The 17,174-nt window shown below is 70.1% G+C and carries 17 protein-coding genes and 1 tRNA gene; 11 read left to right on the forward strand and 7 right to left on the reverse strand.

Annotated features, from left to right (window positions below):
• Positions 1–19: 19 nt before the first annotated feature.
• On the forward strand, positions 20–781 hold the full coding sequence (locus tag AB0M62_RS00370; protein ID WP_366071821.1) for a phosphoglyceromutase: 762 nt from the start codon (positions 20–22) through the stop codon (positions 779–781).
• Between the two features lie 186 nt (positions 782–967).
• Positions 968–1,438, forward strand: a complete 471-nt coding sequence (locus AB0M62_RS00375) for an SgcJ/EcaC family oxidoreductase (protein ID WP_366071822.1) — start codon at positions 968–970, stop codon at positions 1,436–1,438.
• Positions 1,439–1,585: 147 nt separating this feature from the next.
• Here AB0M62_RS00375 and AB0M62_RS00380 read toward each other — a convergent pair whose 3' ends face one another.
• Both AB0M62_RS00380 and phoU read right to left on the reverse strand, forming a co-directional pair.
• Positions 1,586–1,726, reverse strand: coding sequence for a hypothetical protein (locus tag AB0M62_RS00380; protein WP_366071823.1), 141 nt, complete (start codon positions 1,724–1,726; stop codon positions 1,586–1,588).
• Positions 1,727–1,845: 119 nt separating this feature from the next.
• On the reverse strand, positions 1,846–2,526 hold the full coding sequence (gene phoU / locus AB0M62_RS00385) for a phosphate signaling complex protein PhoU (protein WP_366071824.1): 681 nt from the start codon (positions 2,524–2,526) through the stop codon (positions 1,846–1,848).
• A 189-nt stretch (positions 2,527–2,715) separates the two neighbouring features.
• Between phoU and AB0M62_RS00390 the strand changes: the two genes are divergently transcribed.
• Positions 2,716–4,053, forward strand: a complete 1,338-nt coding sequence (locus AB0M62_RS00390) for an ATP-binding protein (protein ID WP_366071825.1) — start codon at positions 2,716–2,718, stop codon at positions 4,051–4,053.
• Complete coding sequence (locus AB0M62_RS00395; protein ID WP_232268924.1) at positions 4,050–4,730, forward strand: response regulator transcription factor; 681 nt, start codon at positions 4,050–4,052, stop codon at positions 4,728–4,730. Before AB0M62_RS00390 ends, AB0M62_RS00395 begins: the two co-directional genes overlap by 4 nt.
• Positions 4,731–4,865: 135 nt before the next feature.
• Here the strand turns inward: AB0M62_RS00395 and AB0M62_RS00400 are convergent, their stop codons facing one another.
• Positions 4,866–5,561: a DUF461 domain-containing protein gene (locus AB0M62_RS00400; RefSeq protein ID WP_366071826.1), complete on the reverse strand. Its 696-nt coding sequence runs from the start codon at positions 5,559–5,561 to the stop codon at positions 4,866–4,868.
• A gap of 585 nt (positions 5,562–6,146) precedes the next feature.
• Here AB0M62_RS00400 and AB0M62_RS00405 point away from each other — a divergent pair.
• The 6 genes from AB0M62_RS00405 (at position 6,147) to AB0M62_RS00430 (ending at position 12,886) form a co-directional block, all read left to right on the forward strand.
• Positions 6,147–6,629, forward strand: coding sequence for a CarD family transcriptional regulator (locus AB0M62_RS00405; RefSeq protein ID WP_003953493.1), 483 nt, complete (start codon positions 6,147–6,149; stop codon positions 6,627–6,629).
• Between the two features lie 318 nt (positions 6,630–6,947).
• Positions 6,948–7,703: a 2-C-methyl-D-erythritol 4-phosphate cytidylyltransferase gene (gene ispD / locus AB0M62_RS00410; protein WP_366071827.1), complete on the forward strand. Its 756-nt coding sequence runs from the start codon at positions 6,948–6,950 to the stop codon at positions 7,701–7,703.
• The gene (gene ispF, locus AB0M62_RS00415) at positions 7,693–8,208 is read left to right on the forward strand and encodes a 2-C-methyl-D-erythritol 2,4-cyclodiphosphate synthase (RefSeq protein WP_366071828.1); all 516 of its coding nucleotides are present in this window, start codon (positions 7,693–7,695) and stop codon (positions 8,206–8,208) included. Before ispD ends, ispF begins: the two co-directional genes overlap by 11 nt.
• Positions 8,209–8,475: 267 nt before the next feature.
• On the forward strand, positions 8,476–9,879 hold the full coding sequence (cysS, locus tag AB0M62_RS00420; RefSeq protein ID WP_366071829.1) for a cysteine--tRNA ligase: 1,404 nt from the start codon (positions 8,476–8,478) through the stop codon (positions 9,877–9,879).
• A gap of 85 nt (positions 9,880–9,964) precedes the next feature.
• Positions 9,965–10,921 (forward strand): 23S rRNA (guanosine(2251)-2'-O)-methyltransferase RlmB, encoded by a 957-nt coding sequence (gene rlmB / locus AB0M62_RS00425; protein WP_366071830.1) that lies wholly within the window; start codon positions 9,965–9,967, stop codon positions 10,919–10,921.
• Between the two features lie 366 nt (positions 10,922–11,287).
• Positions 11,288–12,886: a DoxX family membrane protein gene (locus AB0M62_RS00430; protein WP_366071831.1), complete on the forward strand. Its 1,599-nt coding sequence runs from the start codon at positions 11,288–11,290 to the stop codon at positions 12,884–12,886.
• Positions 12,887–13,058: 172 nt separating this feature from the next.
• Here AB0M62_RS00430 and AB0M62_RS00435 read toward each other — a convergent pair whose 3' ends face one another.
• The 3 genes from AB0M62_RS00435 to ugpC form a co-directional block, all read right to left on the reverse strand.
• Positions 13,059–13,811, reverse strand: coding sequence for a nucleotidyltransferase family protein (locus AB0M62_RS00435; RefSeq protein WP_366071832.1), 753 nt, complete (start codon positions 13,809–13,811; stop codon positions 13,059–13,061).
• An 89-nt stretch (positions 13,812–13,900) separates the two neighbouring features.
• Entirely contained in the window at positions 13,901–14,314 is a 414-nt protein-coding gene (locus tag AB0M62_RS00440; protein WP_366071833.1) for a hypothetical protein, read from the reverse strand.
• A gap of 222 nt (positions 14,315–14,536) precedes the next feature.
• On the reverse strand, positions 14,537–15,673 hold the full coding sequence (gene ugpC, locus AB0M62_RS00445) for a sn-glycerol-3-phosphate ABC transporter ATP-binding protein UgpC (RefSeq protein ID WP_366071834.1): 1,137 nt from the start codon (positions 15,671–15,673) through the stop codon (positions 14,537–14,539).
• A gap of 181 nt (positions 15,674–15,854) precedes the next feature.
• Here ugpC and AB0M62_RS00450 point away from each other — a divergent pair.
• A tRNA-Thr gene (locus AB0M62_RS00450) sits at positions 15,855–15,931 on the forward strand.
• Positions 15,932–15,993: 62 nt separating this feature from the next.
• Here the strand turns inward: AB0M62_RS00450 and AB0M62_RS00455 are convergent.
• Entirely contained in the window at positions 15,994–17,136 is a 1,143-nt protein-coding gene (locus tag AB0M62_RS00455; protein WP_366071835.1) for an amidase domain-containing protein, read from the reverse strand.
• Between the last annotated feature and the right edge of the window lie 38 nt (positions 17,137–17,174).

The raw sequence follows: 17,174 nt of genomic DNA on the forward strand, positions 1-17,174 counted from the left end.
GTCTATTAGGCTCGTACGCATGGCCGACGCACCGTACAAGCTGATCCTCCTCCGCCACGGCGAGAGCGAATGGAACGCGAAGAACCTGTTCACCGGCTGGGTGGACGTCAACCTCACCGAGAAGGGCGAGAAGGAGGCGGTCCGCGGCGGTGAGCTGCTGAAGGACGCCGGCCTGCTGCCCGACGTACTGCACACCTCCGTCCAGAAGCGTGCCATCCGCACCGCGCACCTCGCGCTCGAGGCCGCGGACCGCCACTGGATCCCGGTGCACCGCTCCTGGCGCCTGAACGAGCGTCACTACGGTGCGCTCCAGGGCAAGGACAAGGCACAGACGCTCGCCGAGTTCGGCGAGGAGCAGTTCATGCTGTGGCGCCGCTCGTACGACGTCCCGCCGCCGCCCATCGAGGACGGCTCGGAGTTCTCGCAGAGCGACGACCCGCGCTACGCGACGATCCCGGGCGAACTGCGTCCGCGCACCGAGTGCCTGAAGGACGTCGTCGAGCGCATGCTGCCTTACTGGTACGACGGCATCGTCCCGGACCTGCTGACCGGCCGCACCGTCCTGGTCGCCGCGCACGGAAACTCGCTGCGCGGTCTGGTCAAGCACCTCGACGGCATCTCGGACGCCGACATCACGGGCCTGAACATTCCCACCGGCATCCCGCTCTACTACGAGCTGGACGCCGACTTCCACCCGCTGGTCAAGGGCGGCAAGTACCTGGACCCGGAGGCGGCGGCGGCGGCGATCGAGGCCGTCAAGAACCAGGGCAAGAAGAAGTAACAGCGCGCCTCAAGCCCCTGCCAGCGGTTTCCCGCCGGCAGGGGCTTGTTGCTATCCGTGGGCCGCCTACGACACCTGCGTTGTGTGACACCTGGTGGTACAAGTGGTCGAAGCAGGACAAGGTGGCCTCGCCGGCTTCCTGTACGGCGGCCATGCACACTCACTCAATCCGACCGGGAGCATCCCGTGACCGCTCAGAGCACCGACGTCGCTGTCCGCAGCCTCTACTCCCGGTTGCTCGACGCGTGGAATCGCCGGAGCCACGACGACTTCGCCGCGCTCTTCACCGACGACGGCACGATGATCGGTTTCGACGGCAGCCTGGAGAGCGGCGCCGCGCGGATCCGCGGCCATCTTGCGCCGATCTTCGCCGACCACCCGACCGCCGCGTATGTGGCGAAGGTGCGCGAGGTCCGGCCCTTTGGTCCGGACTCAGCCCTGCTGCGCGCCCTCGCCGGCATGCTCCCGCCCGGGTCGGCCCGGCTGAACCCGGCGACCAATGCGCATCAGACCGTCGTGGCAGAGCGGCAGGGCGAGGCATGGCGGATCGCCCTGTTCCAGAACACGCCGGCGCAGTACCACGGGCGCCCGCACCTGGTGGAGCAGGACACCGCCGAACTCAGCGAGCTGCTGAAGAACGGCACGCCGCTCCACTGAGGCTGTCGCCCGTGTAGTCCACGTCGGCGCGCCCCGAGGTCCTCGCCACCGGGAACGGCTGACCAGGCGGTACGAAAGTGCCCCGTCCGTGCGGACGGGGCACTCCTTCGCTGGTACCGCAGGTGCGGATACGGATACGGGTGCCTGCTAGCCGCCGCACTGGCACGGCGCGCCCGACTGGCAGCCGCAGCCGCAGCCCGAGCCGCAGCCGCAGGCGCCGAGGAGTGGCAGGTGAACCACTTCGGTCGGCTGCTCCTGCTGGGAGTTGGGCGTGGGGGAATCGGCCATGAGGTTCCTCCTCGAGGGCGTACGAGGCGTACTGCCTGCTGCCCATTGCATGCCCAGTCCCGCGGGCGCGTCAACGGCGCACGCGCGCAGGATCGCGCCGGATCACGCACGAAGTCGGGCTAGGGGGTGTCGGCCTGCGCCGGCGTGATCTGGAGTTCGTCCGCGTGCTCACCCGTGACCAGGTAGACCACGCGCTTCGCCACGGAGACCGCGTGGTCCGCGAATCGCTCGTAGTAGCGGCCCAGCAGCGTCACGTCGACCGCCGTCTCGATGCCGTGCTTCCAGCGGTCGTCCATCAGGTGCTGGAACAGGGTGCGGTGCAGCAGGTCCATCTCGTCGTCGTCCTGCTCCAGCTGGAGCGCGAGGTCGACGTCCTTGGTGATGATGACCTCGGCCGCCTTGGCCATGAGGCGCTGCGCTAGCTGCCCCATCTCGAGGATGGTGGCGTGCAGGTCGCCCGGCACGGCCGAGTTCGGGAAGCGGAGGCGGGCGAGCTTGGCCACGTGCTGCGCAAGGTCGCCGGACCGCTCAAGGTCGGCGCTCATCCGGAGTGAGGTGACCACGATGCGCAGATCCGTCGCGACCGGCTGCTGGCGGGCCAGCAGGGCGATGGCCCTGGCCTCCAGGTCGTGCTGCAGATCGTCGACCTTCTGGTCTGCGGCGATCACGTTTTCGGCGAGCTTCAGATCGGCGTCGAGCATGGCCGTGGTGGCCCGCCCGATCGCGGAGCCGACGAGCCGGGCCATCTCGACCAGGCCTTCGCCGATCGAGTCCAGTTCCTCGTGGTACGCGTCCCGCATTGGTTGTCCCTCTCTCGTCCTCAGGAGGCTCTCATAGACCCCACGCTCCCACGTTCCGTGCCGTACGCGTCCGGTTCCGGCACCAGAAGTGAACCGGCCCCATCCCCACGGTGAACTCTGGGCGACGACTGTTCGAGGTGCCACCCGAACGGCTGTGGAAGTGTCATTGACCCCGCTTAACCTGGATGCATGGACGTGAACGCGGCGGTCGCCGCATTGGCAGCGATCGCCGGGGCCTGCACCGGCGTGATCGCCATGCTGGCGTTCCGCTGGAGCGAGCGCGACCAGGCCCGCCCCACCAGGACGTCCCTGCATACGGACGCCGTGCTGCCGCCCGGCGTGGACACCGTTCTCTCCGTACTGCGCTCGTCCGCCGTCGTCCTCGACGAGGCGGACGGCGTGGTGAAGGCCAGCTCAGCGGCGTACGCGCTCGGACTGGTCCGCGGCGGCAAACTCGCCGTCGAACCCATGCTGCACATGGCGCGCGACACCCGTCGTGACGGTGAGATACGACAGGTGGAACTGGATCTGCCTCGCCGTGGCACCGGCCGCGGCGAGGCCCTGGCGGTTTCCGCGCGGGTCGCCCCGCTCGGTTCCCGCCTGGTACTGCTGCTGGTGGAGGACCTCACGGAAGCCCGCCGTATCGAAGCGGTCCGGCGCGACTTCGTCGCCAACGTCAGTCATGAGCTCAAGACTCCGACCGGCGCGCTCTCGCTCCTCTCCGAGGCCGTCATGGACGCGTCCGACGACCCCGAGGCGGTGACCCGTTTCGCCGGCCGGATGCAGATCGAGGCGACCCGCCTGACCAATCTCGTGCAGGAGCTCATCGACCTCTCCCGGGTGCAGAACGACGACCCGCTGGAGGACGCCGAGCCGGTCCGCGTCGACACCCTGGTCGCCGAGGCGATCGACCGGTGCCGTCACACGGCGTCGTCCAAACAGATCACCATGGCCACGGGCGGCACCGCCGACCTCTACGTCTGGGGGAATCGCGGCCAGCTGGCCGCCGCCCTGGGCAATCTCGTGGAGAACGCGGTCAACTACAGTCCCGCCCGTACCCGCGTCGGCATAGCCGGCCGCCGGGTCACCGCACCCGGCGGTGATCTGATCGAGATCGCCGTGACCGATCAGGGCATCGGTATCTCCGAGAAGGACCGCGAGCGCGTGTTCGAGCGCTTCTACCGGGTCGACCCGGCCCGCTCCCGGGCAACCGGGGGCACGGGCCTGGGCCTCGCCATCGTCAAACACGTGGCCGCCTCGCACGGCGGGGAGGTCACGGTGTGGAGCTCGGAGGGCCAGGGCTCCACGTTCACGCTGCGGCTCCCCGAGGCCGGCGCCGTACGCGACCAGGCCACGACAGAAGGCCGCGGCGGCAGCGCACTGCTGGTGCCGGACGACGTGGACGACTTCGAGAACAGCGGCGAAGACGGCGACGATGGCCCCTCCTACGACACCACCCGCACGACCACAGCCACCCGCTCCGCGTTTGCCCCAGCAGCCATTCCTGCCCCGGAGGTCCTTCCGTGACCCGAGTGCTCGTCGTCGAGGATGAGGAATCCTTCAGCGACGCCCTGTCCTACATGCTCCGCAAGGAGGGTTTCGAGGTCGCCATCGCGGCCACCGGGCCCGAGGGGCTCGACGAGTTCGAGCGCAACGGCGCCGACCTCGTCCTGCTCGACCTGATGCTGCCCGGACTGCCCGGCACCGAGGTGTGCCGGCAGCTGCGCGGACGGTCGAACGTCCCGGTGATCATGGTGACCGCCAAGGACAGCGAGATCGACAAGGTCGTCGGCCTGGAGATAGGAGCCGACGACTACGTGACGAAGCCCTTCTCCTCGCGGGAGCTGGTCGCCCGCATCCGGGCGGTCCTGCGCCGCCGCGGCGAGCCGGAGGAGGTCACGCCGGCGGCCCTGGAGGCCGGACCGGTCCGGATGGACGTGGACCGCCATGTCGTCACCGTGTCCGGCGGCAAGGTCGACCTCCCGCTGAAGGAGTTCGACCTGCTGGAGATGCTCCTGCGCAACGCGGGCCGCGTACTGACCCGGATGCAGTTGATCGACCGGGTCTGGGGCGCGGACTACGTCGGCGACACCAAGACCCTGGACGTCCACGTGAAGCGACTTCGGGCCAAGATCGAGCCGGACCCGGGTGCTCCGCGCTACCTGGTGACGGTCCGCGGTCTCGGGTACAAGTTCGAGCCGTAAGCCGTAAGCCGTAAGCCGCCGCCGGTCCGGGCTCCGGCCGTACGTATGAAGGCGCCCCCGCGGGTTCTCCCGGCAGGGGCGCCTTCGGCGTGCGCTCGTGCGCCGTGCGTTCGTAAGAGGCTGTGTACGGCGAGGTCAGTGACCGGCGCCGTGCGACGCGGACGACTCGTCCGACGGGGTGCCGGCGCCCGCTTCCTCGCCGTCCTCGGCCGGCTCGCCCGACGCCTGGCCGGTGGGCTCTCCGGACCCGGCGGGCTCGCCCGGCTCGCCCGACTCGGAGCCGGACTTCGACGGTTCGGCCCCGGGCTGCGGGGCGGCCTCCGACGGGCCCCAGGGCTGGTAGTAGCCGGTCGCCGGGACGACGAACGCCTCCAGTCCCACATCGCCGGCGTCGCTGAACTCGAACACGACCTCCTGCGCCTCGCCGGGCTCCGCGGCCTCGCGGCCGTTGACGACGACCGCGGACGCGTTGCCCTTGCCGCCGAGGATGAGCGAGCCGCCTGCGGGCACGGTGACCGGGCCGGACCCCGTCGCCGGCGTCACCTTCACCTCGGCGTTGGCCCCGGGGAACTTGATGCCCTCGAGGGTCTCCGGCTTCGAGCCCTCGTTGAAGAGCGTCGCGGAGACCACGGCCGGGCCCTTCGCGTCAGCCTCGGCCTGCGTGATCACCAGCGCGTTCTGGATCTTGATGTTGCCGACGGAGGTCGCGGCGTTGTCCGGCTGGACGCCGAGCGTCTGCGCGTCCTGACCCGCACCGCACGCGGAGAGCGAGGCGGTCGAGAACGCGATGGCGATAGCGGCGAGAGCACCGCGTCGAAGGCTGCGGCTCACGGCGGCGGCAACTCCTTGGACGTACGGACGGACGGGTGGGTCGAGCGGGGTCCAGCGGCAGGGCGGCGTAAAGACGCCCTAAGGGTGTGTCAGCGGGCTTAGGTTACCGAGCCGCCGTCCCCGGGCCGCACCCGACCCTCCGCGCGGGACCGCCACGCCTGCGACGGTGACCGGCCGGGGGATTTCGCACTCCGTTCACATAAGCCCTGTGATCAATTTCCCTGGCCGGAACTCATTGCTCCCACAAAACCGCCATCGGCGCGTCGTGATCAATTCCGGATTGGTTCCGCGGGGCTTCCGTACGGGTCGTCGACAGCCGAACGGAGTAGGCAAAGTTCACCGCTCGGAACCCGGCAAAACGGGACTTTGGGCCCTTCGTGCGGGTGGCGCGAAGGGTGCGGCGTGGACGTTTCCCGCCGTCCGCAGAGCCGCTCCGACCTGCGAATACCCGCCTCCGGAAGGCTTCCGCAGCACGTTCGTGTTGCTGTTGTCAAGCCCCGAGATATGCCCTGACCTGCGGAAACGCCATTCAGAACGGTCCGTTCTCGTGTTACTCTGGATAGCCACGGAAGGGGTACCTGTCACATGACGTTCAAGGTTGGCGACACCGTGGTCTATCCCCATCACGGGGCCGCGCTGATCGAGGCCATCGAAACTCGCCAGATCAAAGGCGTGGACAAGACCTACTTGGTGCTCAAGGTCGCCCAGGGCGACCTGACGGTTCGGGTACCGGCGGACAATGCGGAGTTCGTCGGCGTACGCGATGTGGTCGGTCAGGACGGGCTGGACCGGGTCTTCGAGGTGCTGCGCGCACCGTATGCCGAGGAGCCGACGAACTGGTCTCGTCGCTACAAGGCAAATCTCGAGAAGCTCGCCTCCGGCGATGTCATCAAGGTGGCGGAAGTTGTCCGTGACCTGTGGCGTCGTGAGCGTGAGCGTGGACTGTCCGCCGGTGAGAAGCGCATGCTCGCCAAGGCGCGGCAGATCCTCGTGAGCGAGCTGGCGCTCGCTGAGAACACCAATGAGGACAAGGCCGAGGCTCTGCTCGACGAGGTCCTCGCGTCCTGACGCGAGAGTCCGGAGGCCCACCTCCGGTTGAGCACGCTGAGCACAGTTGTGCCGCGGTGCCCGATGACACATTCGCTGTCGCCGGGCGCTGCGGCATGTCTGGCCACTTCTCCGCTGCCTTTGATGCTGTAGCCGGCTCTCCTGCCTCTGTTGCCTCTGCCGATGTTCCGTACCCCGGTGCCGAGTTGACCGGTCGTCACGGAAGGGGCCGGTCAAGGCGCCGTACGCGGCACGCTGAGGCCATACCCACGTCGGCCGTTGGCACAAACCTGGCCACGTCAATTCCGGGGCACAGCCCCCGGACCCCCGGAGCTATGGATGTCTGACGAATCGCGCCCCGCCCGCCCGCCCCGCACCGCCGCCGTGATCCCCGCCGCAGGCCGCGGCGTTCGACTCGGCCCGGGCGCCCCCAAGGCGCTGCGCGCGCTGAGCGGGACACCCATGCTGATCCACGCCGTACGGGCCATGGCCAACTCCCGGGCCGTCTCGCTGGTCGTCGTGGTCGCCCCGCCGGACGACGCCGCCGAGGTCAAGAACCTGCTCGACGACCACTCCCTGCCCGACCGCACCGACTTCCTGGTCGTGCCGGGCGGCGGCACCCGCCAGCAGTCGGTGCGCCTCGGTCTCGAAGCACTCCCGGACGACATCACCGCGGTCCTGGTGCACGACGCGGCCCGCCCGCTCGTCCCCGTCGACACCGTGGACGCGGTGATCGAGGCGGTACGGGACGGCGCGCCGGCCGTCGTGCCCGCGCTGCCGCTCGCCGACACCGTCAAGGAGGTCGAGCCGAAGCTCGGCGGCGATCCCGAGCCGGTCGTCGCCACCCCCGAGCGGGCCAGGCTCCGCGCCGTACAGACCCCGCAGGGCTTCGACCGGGACACGCTGGTACGCGCCCACGACGCGATCGCGGTGGACGGCGAAGGAGCCACCGACGACGCGGGCATGGTCGAGCGGCTCGGTGTCCCCGTGGTGATCGTCCGGGGCCACGAGGAGGCCTTCAAGGTGACCCGGCCGCTGGACCTCGTCCTCGCCGAAGCCGTACTCGCACGCAGGAGGGCCAACGATGGCTTCTGATCCCGCCGTGCCGCTCTCCGCCATGCCGTTCCTCCCGCAGGTGGGGATCGGTACGGACATCCACGCCTTCGAGGAGGGCCGCGAGCTGTGGTGCGCGGGTCTGCTCTGGGAGGACGAGGGTCCGGGCCTCGCGGGTCACTCGGACGCCGACGTCGTCGCCCACGCGGCCTGCAACGCGCTGTTCTCGGCGGCCGGGCTCGGCGACCTCGGAACGCACTTCGGCACCGGACGCCAGGAGTGGTCCGGCGCCTCGGGGCTCACGCTGCTCACGGAGGCCGCCCGTACCGTCCGCGACGCGGGCTTCACGATCGGCAATGTGGCCGTCCAGGTGGTCGGCCTCCGGCCCAAGATCGGCAAGCGCCGCGAAGAGGCGCAGAAGATCCTCTCCGAGGCCGCCGGTGCTCCGGTCGCCGTCTCCGCCGCGACCAGCGACGGTCTCGGCTTCACCGGCCGGGGCGAGGGACTGGCTGCCATCGCGACGGCGCTGGTGGTACGGACGGGCTGACCGCAGGTGTCGCCTGTCCGGGTGAAGCGTGACGGCCACGGCGTTCGATCCCGGCCAGGCTCGGGCGCCGCAACTGAGAACGACCTCCGTGCCGACTTCGACCCCGCGGTCCAAGGTCGACCAGCCGCGCGTGGTCGTCCGGAGCACCCCGCGGCGGATCGTCGGCGAGGTCGTAGCACGCGGCGGCACACCGCTTCGGCAACAAACTGTCCCCGGTGGCCCGGAAGGGTCGCGGGGCACTGCCGTGGGCCCACTACCCTGGATGCCGTGACTATTCGCCTGTACGACACCAGCGCCCGGCAGATCCGTGACTTCACCCCGCTCACGCCGGGCTGCGTCTCGATCTACCTCTGTGGCGCGACCGTGCAGGCCGCACCGCACATCGGGCACGTCCGGTCGGGGCTCAATTTCGACATCATGCGTCGTTGGTTCGAGTACCGCGGCTACGACGTGACGTTTATCCGCAACGTCACCGACATCGATGACAAGATCATCGCCAAGTCGGCGGAACAGGGCCGCCCCTGGTGGGCCATCGGGTACGAGAACGAGCGCGCCTTCAACTCCGGTTACGACACCCTCGGCTGCCTCCCGCCCACCTGCGAACCGCGCGCCACCGGACACATCACCGAGATGGTCGAGATGATGCGCGGCCTCATCGAGCGCGGCCACGCCTACGAGGCCGACGGCAACGTCTACTTCGACGTCCGTTCCTTGCCGGGTTACCTCGAACTCTCCAATCAGGACCTGGACGATCTGCGCCAGCCGTCCGGCGAGGGCGAGACCGGCAAGCGCGACGCGCGCGACTTCGCCATGTGGAAGGCCACGAAGCCCGGCGAGCCGAGCTGGGAGACCCCCTGGGGGCGCGGCCGGCCCGGCTGGCACCTGGAGTGCTCCGCCATGGCCCACAAGTACCTCGGCGAGGCCTTCGACATCCACGGCGGCGGGATCGACCTGATCTTCCCGCACCACGAGAACGAGATCGCCCAGGCCAAGGCGTTCGGCGACGCCTTCGCGAACTTCTGGGTGCACAACCACTGGGTCACCATGAGCGGCGAGAAGATGAGCAAGTCGCTCGGCAACTCGGTGCTCGTGTCCGAGATGGTCAAGCAGTGGCGGCCCATCGTCCTGCGCTACTACCTCGGCACTCCGCACTACCGCTCCACTATCGAGTACAGCGAAGAAGCCCTGCGCGAGGCCGAGTCCGCCTTCGCCCGCATCGAGGGCTTCATCCAGCGCGTCGTCGAGAAGGCGGGAGGCGAGGTCGCACCCGCGCCCGAGGTCCCGCCGGCGTTCGCCGAGGCGATGGACGACGACCTGGGGGTGCCGCAGGCGCTCGCGATCGTCCACACCACCGTGCGCCAGGGCAACTCCGCGCTCGCCGCCGACGACAAGGAAGCGGCCGTGGCCCGGCTAGCCGAGGTGCGGGCCATGCTCGGGGTCCTCGGCCTCGATCCGCTCGACGACCACTGGTCCGGCGGCGGCTCTGACCGCGGCGAGGACCTGCACGGGGTCGTGGACACGCTCGTACGGCTGGTGCTCGACCAGCGGCAGGCCGCGCGGGACCGCAAGGACTGGGGCACGGCGGACGCGATCCGCGACCAGCTGCAGCAGTCGGGGCTCGTCATCGAGGACAGCCCGACCGGGCCGCGCTGGACGCTCGGACCCCGCTGAGAGACCGCTTGATTGTGCTGCCCGGGCCTCCGGGCGGCACACTCGTAATACGTACGTACTTCTGAAGCAACGAAACAGGTAGGTCATGGCCGGGAACAGCCAGCGCAGGAACCGCCGCACGTCCAACAAGAAGGGCATGCAGGTCGGCAGCGGCGGTAACCGGCGTCGTGCCCTCGAAGGCAAGGGGCCGACCCCGCCCGCCTCCGCCCGCAAGGGGCACGTCAAGAACCGCCTCGCCAACGCGAAGGCCAAGCAGGCCGCGGCCCGTCGCCCTGCGCCGCGGCGCGGCGGCGCCAAGGGCACGTCCGAGATGGTCGTCGGCCGTAACCCCGTCTTCGAGGCACTGCGCGACGGCGTTCCGGCCACGACGCTCTACGTCCAGCAGTTCATCGACAACGACGAGCGGGTGCGCGAAGCGCTCGCGCTCGCCGCGGCACGCGGCAACATCCACCTGATGGAGGCGCCGCGGCCGGAGCTCGACCGGATGACGCACGGGCTCAACCACCAGGGGCTGGTGCTCCAGGTCCCGCCGTACGAGTACGCATTCCCCGAGGACCTGGCCGCCGGCGCGTTCGACGAAGGCGAGGACCCGCTGATCGTCGCACTCGACGGCGTCACCGACCCGCGCAACCTCGGTGCGGTCGTCCGGTCCGTCTCCGCCTTCGGCGGGCACGGAGTGGTCGTGCCCGAGCGCCGCGCGGCGGGCATGACGGCGGGCGCCTGGAAGACCTCCGCGGGAACGGCGGCCCGTACGCCGGTGGCTCGCGCGACCAACCTGACCCGCGCCCTGGAGGGTTACCAGAAGGCCGGCCTCACGGTGGTCGGCCTCTCGGCGGACGGCGACCACGAGGTCGGCGACCTCGAGGAGCTCGGCGGCCCGGTCGTCATCGTCGTCGGCAGCGAGGGCAAGGGCCTGTCCCGTCTGGTCGGCGAGACCTGTGACTTCCTGGTGCGTATCCCGATGCCGGGTGGCGCGGAGTCCCTGAACGCGGGCGTCGCGGCGGGTGTGGTCCTGTACGAAGCGGCCAAGCGCCGCGCCTGAGACGCGGCGCCTCCGGCGTGGGCGCCTCCGGCCGACGGCCGGGGTGCCCGGTCTCGGTCGCGGGGATCCGCCCGGGTGAGGCTGCGCGGGTACCCGTTGCGGACCGCGGCGGCACCCGGGTGGCCTAGGTGCAGCCGGGTGTGGCCCGTCCGCTGCGGGACGGCGCCAGGCACCGTTTCCGGTGAACGGCCGGCCGGCTTCGGGGTCGTCGGCCGTGCGGCGCCGAGGTCGCACTCGGTGGGCGTCCGTTATGTGATGGCTTCTGGCCGCCCCCTGCGGCCTACGTGTCCCACACCATGTGGTTTGTCGGGTCTCGGACAGATCTCGCCGTCAAGGCAGTGTCCTAAACAGCCGTCACTCGGTTAGATGAGTGTGGACACCAGAACACCCCGGTTCGACGACCAGCCCGCGCCGCTGAGCATGGTCAAGGTGCCGTGCGATCCCGCACAGGTCATCGTCAACCACGCCAGCTTCCGCGTGCAGCTCGCCACCGGCCCGACACCGCGCCTCGCGCCGCGGTTCGCGGCGGCCGGGGCCGACACGTCCAGGATCCCAGCCATGAGCGGGGCGGCCGTGACGCGGCGCCGGGCGCCTGTGGTGTGGAGCGGCAAATCCGCCCCGGGCGACCCCGGGGCCACCGGGCTGCTGCAAGCCGTGCGGGACGCCGGCCGGGACGGCTTCGACGTGGGCGCCACCCAGGTCATCCCGCGCATCGCGCTGGACGAGGACACCCGGCCGACGCCGACCGTCGTCAGGCCGCGCCACCACGACTCCGGCACGCGGCTGCTGCCCCGCGTGCGTACGGCGGTCGGCGCGTACGACGAAGTGCCGGGCGGACGCGGCGAGTTCGGTGAGCCGGCAGAGGCGGGCGCGGACAGCCGGGGCGCACGTCGGCACGGCGCGACGCGCGCATCAGCCGCCGACGCGGTGGGCGTACGGCACGCCTACTACCCCGGCCGGCGAATGAACCTCGGCGTCGTACTGCTGCCACTGCGCGTGTTCCTCGGCTTCATCTCGATCTACGCCGGCATGGGCAAGCTCTGCGACCCCGTCTACTTCGACGGCGGCGAACGCGGATCCATGGTCAAGTGGCTCCAGGGGCTGCACCCTTGGGCGCTCGCGGAGCCGCTGCGCGACTTCGCCCTGTCCCACCCCGTCGGTGCGGGGCTGACCGTCGCGTTCCTTCAGGTCGTCGTCGGCGTGCTGACCGTGCTGGGACTGTGGCAGCGGTTCGCGGCCTGCTTCGGGGCGGTGCTCTCCGCGGCGCTGCTGATGACGGTGACCTGGAAGACCGTGCCGGCGTACGACGCGCCCGACATCATCTACCTCGCCGCCTGGAGCCCGCTGATCATCGCGGGCGCGCCCGTCTACTCGGTCGACGGACGGCTCGCGGGCGAGGCCTGGCGCCGGCTCGGCCCGCGCGTCGAACTCTGGGAACTGCGGCGACGGGTGCTGCGCCGCGGCTCGGTCATGGCCGCGTTCGTCGTCGGGCTCACGCTGCTCGTCGGCTCCGTACTGGGCGGGGCCGTGCGCTCCGCGACCGTGATCACCGTGCCCGGCCCCGGTGACGCGCCGAGCAACCACCTCCCGGGCTCCCCGCTGCCGCAGAAGTCCAAGGACAAGGGCCGCTCCTCGCTGGAGCCCGGGAAGTCCGCTTCGCCGTCCGCGGAGCACTCGGCAGGCCCCACGGCCGACAAGCCGACGCCGGAGGAGGTCCGGGAGACCGGCAGCGTCGGCGCGGACCAGCCCACCGAGACCCAGGGCACCGGTCAGCGGCCGCCCCGCGAGTCGACCCCCCAGCAGCCCCCGTCCAGCTCCTCGGGCCCGTCGTCCTCGGGCGGAAGCAACGGCGGCGGTGGCGGAAGCGGTGGCGGAAGCGGCGGCGGGAGTGGTGGCTCCGGCGGCGGGAACGGCGGCGGATCGGGCGAGGAGCCCGGCCGGCTGGTGGGCGGCCTGCTCGGCTGACCCGTACGTACCGCTCAGGCAGGAGAGGGGCCCGGCGCGCATTCCCCCGCGCGCCGGGCCCCTCTTCCGTGCCGTCGTGCCGCTGGACGGCCTGCTGCCGTGCTGCCGTGCGTCCGCCCTGTAGTCGCCGGGTCCGCGGCAGCCGCGGCAGCCGCGACGCCAGCTGTGCCGCCTACGGGCGCGTCTGCATCGCCAGTTCCTTCGCCGCCTCCGTCAGGTCCTTCGCGGTGTCGATGGCCCGCCAGTACGCCCCCTGGGGCAGCGGGAAGCCGGCCAGCCGCCGCTCGCGCGCCAGGTGCGGGAACGTGGTGCGCTCGTGATCGCCCCGGTCGGGCAGGAGCGCCGTGAACTCGGGGGAGAAGACGTACACGCCCGCGTTGATCAGATACGGCGAGGGCGGCGACTCGATGAAGTCCAAAACATGACCGAACTCGTTGGTCTCCACAGCGCCCCACGGGATCCGCGGACGGGCCAGCGCGAGCGTGGCGACGGCGGCGCGCTCCTGGTGGAAGGCGGCCATCTCGCGGAGGGAGAAGCGCGTCCAGATGTCGCCGTTGGTGGCGTACCAGGGGCGGTCGGCGTGCGGGAGACGGGCGGCGGCGTACTTGAGGCCGCCGCCGCGGCCCAGCGGCTCCTTCTCGACCACGGTGGTGACGCGCAGCGGCAGATCGGCCGACTCCAGCCAGTCCTGGAGGACTTCGGCGAGATGGCCGCAGGAGACCACGGCGTCCGTCACACCTTCGGACGCCAGCCAGGCAAGCTGATGGCCGATGATCGGCACCCCGGTTCCGGGGATCTCGACCATCGGCTTCGGCCGGTCATCGGTGTACGGGCGCAGGCGTGAGCCCTGGCCACCCGCAAGCACCACGGCCTGCGTGGGCTGTTCTGCGGTCAGGGGTGCGCCTGCGGAGGAGTCTGCCGTCATGCGCGCAGCCTATGCGGCGCGCATGACGGACAGGTGAAGCGGTCTGGATGCCGGGCGGTGACGCCGGCCGGTGACACGGGGCGGGGGCGTCAGCCGGAGTGCGCGGCAACTCCCGAGGCGAAGGACGTGTCGCAGACGGGGCGGGAGAAGGACTGGGCGCGGGCGGGACCGTAGTGGCTGACGGCGGCACGGCCGAGCGCGCGGGCGATCGACATGCAGTGCTTGGCGAGCGACGGTCGGCGGTCGACCTCCAGCTGGAGGTGCGTCAGCGCGATTCCGGGATCCTTCTGCTGAAGCTCGGCGATGAGCTGGTCACGCAGTACGTCCTGCGGGGCGCGGGACTTGGCGCGTACGGAGACGGTCTCGGCGGACGCGGTGAGAATCTGCGACTGGGAGTTGTCCGCCCAGGGGACCAAGGTGACCGCGAGCGTCCCGGAGAGGACCAGGACGACGGGCAGGACCAGGGCGAGAGTTCGGCCGATACGGCGGGCTGTGTGGGTCACGCAGGCGATCGTAGCGGGCGGTAATGATTTGGCGACATTTAGTCACTCGGTCGGGGGATGGTTCGACGCGGCTTTGCGAATCGGGTGTTGACGTACAGAATTCGAATTGTCCGGTTTGCCGGGGTATTTGTCGACAGTATGGCCGGAGCGCCGCGGCCCCGCACCGCCGCCCGGAGGCGGAAGTGCGGGGCCGCGGCAGCGAGATGCGCGGGCGGCTCCCCGTCAGTCGCTGAGGCGCTCGCCGGTGGAGGTCGAGAAGACGTGGGTCTCGCCCGGGCGCGGGACGACGTGCAGCACGGCGCCCTTCTCCGGCACCTGGCGGCCGTTGACCCGGACCACGAGGTCCTGCTGCCCGCCGCCCACCTCGGCGGTGCCGTAGACATAACCGTCGGCGCCGAGCTCCTCGACGACGTTCACGGTCACGGCCAGGCCGGCGGGGGCGTCCTCGCTGTCCTTGGAGAGGGACTTCGCGGCGCTTCCGTCCAGCTCGACCACGTCGAAGTGCTCGGGGCGCACACCGACCGTCACCGTACGGTCACCCTTGTCCGCGGCGGCGGAGAGTGCCTCACGGTTGACCGGGACCACGCTGTTGCCGAACTTCACTCCGCCGTCGGTGATCGGGACCTCGACCAGGTTCATGGCCGGGGAGCCGATGAAGCCGGCCACGAAGAGGTTCGCCGGGCGGTCGTACATGTTGCGCGGCGAGTCGACCTGCTGGAGCAGCCCGTCCTTGAGCACGGCCACACGGTCGCCCATGGTCATGGCCTCGACCTGGTCGTGGGTGACGTACACCGTGGTGATGCCGAGGCGGCGCTGCAGCGAGGCGATCTGCGTACGGGTGGAGACGCGGAGCTTGGCGTCGAGGTTCGACAGGGGCTCGTCCATGAGGAACACCTGCGGCTCACGTACGATCGCGCGGCCCATCGCCACGCGCTGGCGCTGACCGCCGGAGAGTGCCTTGGGCTTGCGGCCCAGGTACTCCGTGAGGTCGAGGATCTTCGCCGCGTCCTCGACCTTCTGGCGGATCTCGGCCTTGTTGACGCCGGCGATCTTGAGCGCGAAGCCCATGTTGTCGGCGACGGTCATGTGCGGGTAGAGCGCGTAGTTCTGGAACACCATGGCGATGTCCCGGTCCTTCGGCGGCAGGTGGGTGACGTCACGCTCGCCGATCCGGATGGATCCGCCGTTGACGTCCTCGAGTCCCGCGAGCATGCGCAGGGAGGTGGACTTGCCGCAGCCGGAGGGGCCGACGAGTACGAGGAACTCGCCGTCCGCGACATCGAGCTCGAGCTGGTCGACGGCGGGCTTGTCGCCACCCGGGTAGATCCGGGTTGCCTTGTCGAACGAGACAGTGGCCATGGTGATGTGTCCCTTCACCGGCAGGAACGTGCCGGACGATCCGAGTAAAGGAGTGGATGGGTCTAGTCCACCTGGGTGAACTCTGAGTGACGCTACCTGGCCGGGTCCGATCTGTCAGTAGCCGGAGGTCCGGCAAATCTTCGAACGACTTGGTCCGGGGGCTGGGTACACTTCTCTGGCTGCCTCCTTAGCTCAGCTGGCCAGAGCAACGCACTTGTAATGCGTAGGTCGTCGGTTCGAATCCGACAGGGGGCTCCACGCAGAACCCCCAGGTCGGATACTGCTCTGACCTGGGGGTTTTCTCGTCGGCGTGCGCGGTGTCAGGTGCGGTAGGCGAAGTAGATCGCCCTGGGGTTGGACGCGACGATGCTCGCCACCGACTTCCGGTAGGTGTTCGTCGAGTGGTAGGTCAGGTAAGGAACGCCACTCCGGCTCCGGTGTGTGGCGATCATGGAGTGGTCCTTGGACCCGTCCCTGTTGAAGTCCATCTGCATGATGTCCCCGACGCCCAGCTGGTACACATTGGTCAGGTTTGTGGCCCGCTTGTGGTGCAGCGTGAACCAGGCCCAGTCGTCGGCACCCACCCAGGAATTGGTCTGGTACGAGGCGTCGTACCACCAGTTGCGATAGTCCGAGTACAGGCCGGAGTCGTGCTTCCAGCCGCCGGCCTTCAGGGCCTGGCTGATGAAGTTGGTGCAGTCTCCGCCGGCGTCGTTGAACTTCCGGTAGGCGGGGTTGTAGTTCTTCCAGTACGTCTCCGCGTAGACCGCCATGGCCTTGTAGTCGTAGCCGGAGGTTCCCGGATTCTTCGGGTTGGCAGGCGCGGGCCACGAGGTGGCGGCCGGGGTCCCGCTGGGGCCGGCTCCGCCGTCCGTCACGGCCGCCGCCGTGAGGGGCTGGTTGATCTGGCTGGGGCCCTCGTCCGTGGGCGTGATGCCCGTAAGCTCCCATTTCGCGTCCGGTGTGACGGCGAACTTCAGCTCGTGGTGGGCCTCGAAACCGGTCGTCGCAGGCTCGTCACCGCGGATCTTCTTGTACGTGAGCGTGGTCGTCTCGGTGACCTGGACCGTGGCACGTCCGTCCTTGACGCTGGTCCTGTCCACGGTCACCCGGGTGTCGGCGGCGGTGTAGGCCTCACCCAGGGCGGCAAGCCGCGTCTTGCGGGTCCGGAGGGAGGACAGCGAGCTGCCCTCCACCGCCGCCAGGCGGTCCGAGAGGCGTATCTTCCGGCCGGCTTGCGCGGTCATGCGCTGCTGTTGCCGGGTGTCCAGAAGCGCTGCCGTGCGTTCGGTGAGTACGGCATCGGCCAGGAGCCCGAAGGACTTGGCCGTCGCGCTGTCCACCGTGCTGGTCGCGGGCGCCCCGTCCCCCGCGGTCGCGGTGACGGCCGCGGCGGGCAGGACCACGGCCGACAGAGCAACTGTCAGTGCTGTTCCCACCTTGGATCTGGTGGATCTGAACATCGTTGGTTTCACGAAGTTTCCCCTTGTCCCCCGGTCCG

Origin of the sequence: Streptomyces sp. NPDC051219, from assembly GCF_040682335.1 — a bacterium.
Taxonomy (GTDB): domain Bacteria; phylum Actinomycetota; class Actinomycetes; order Streptomycetales; family Streptomycetaceae; genus Streptomyces.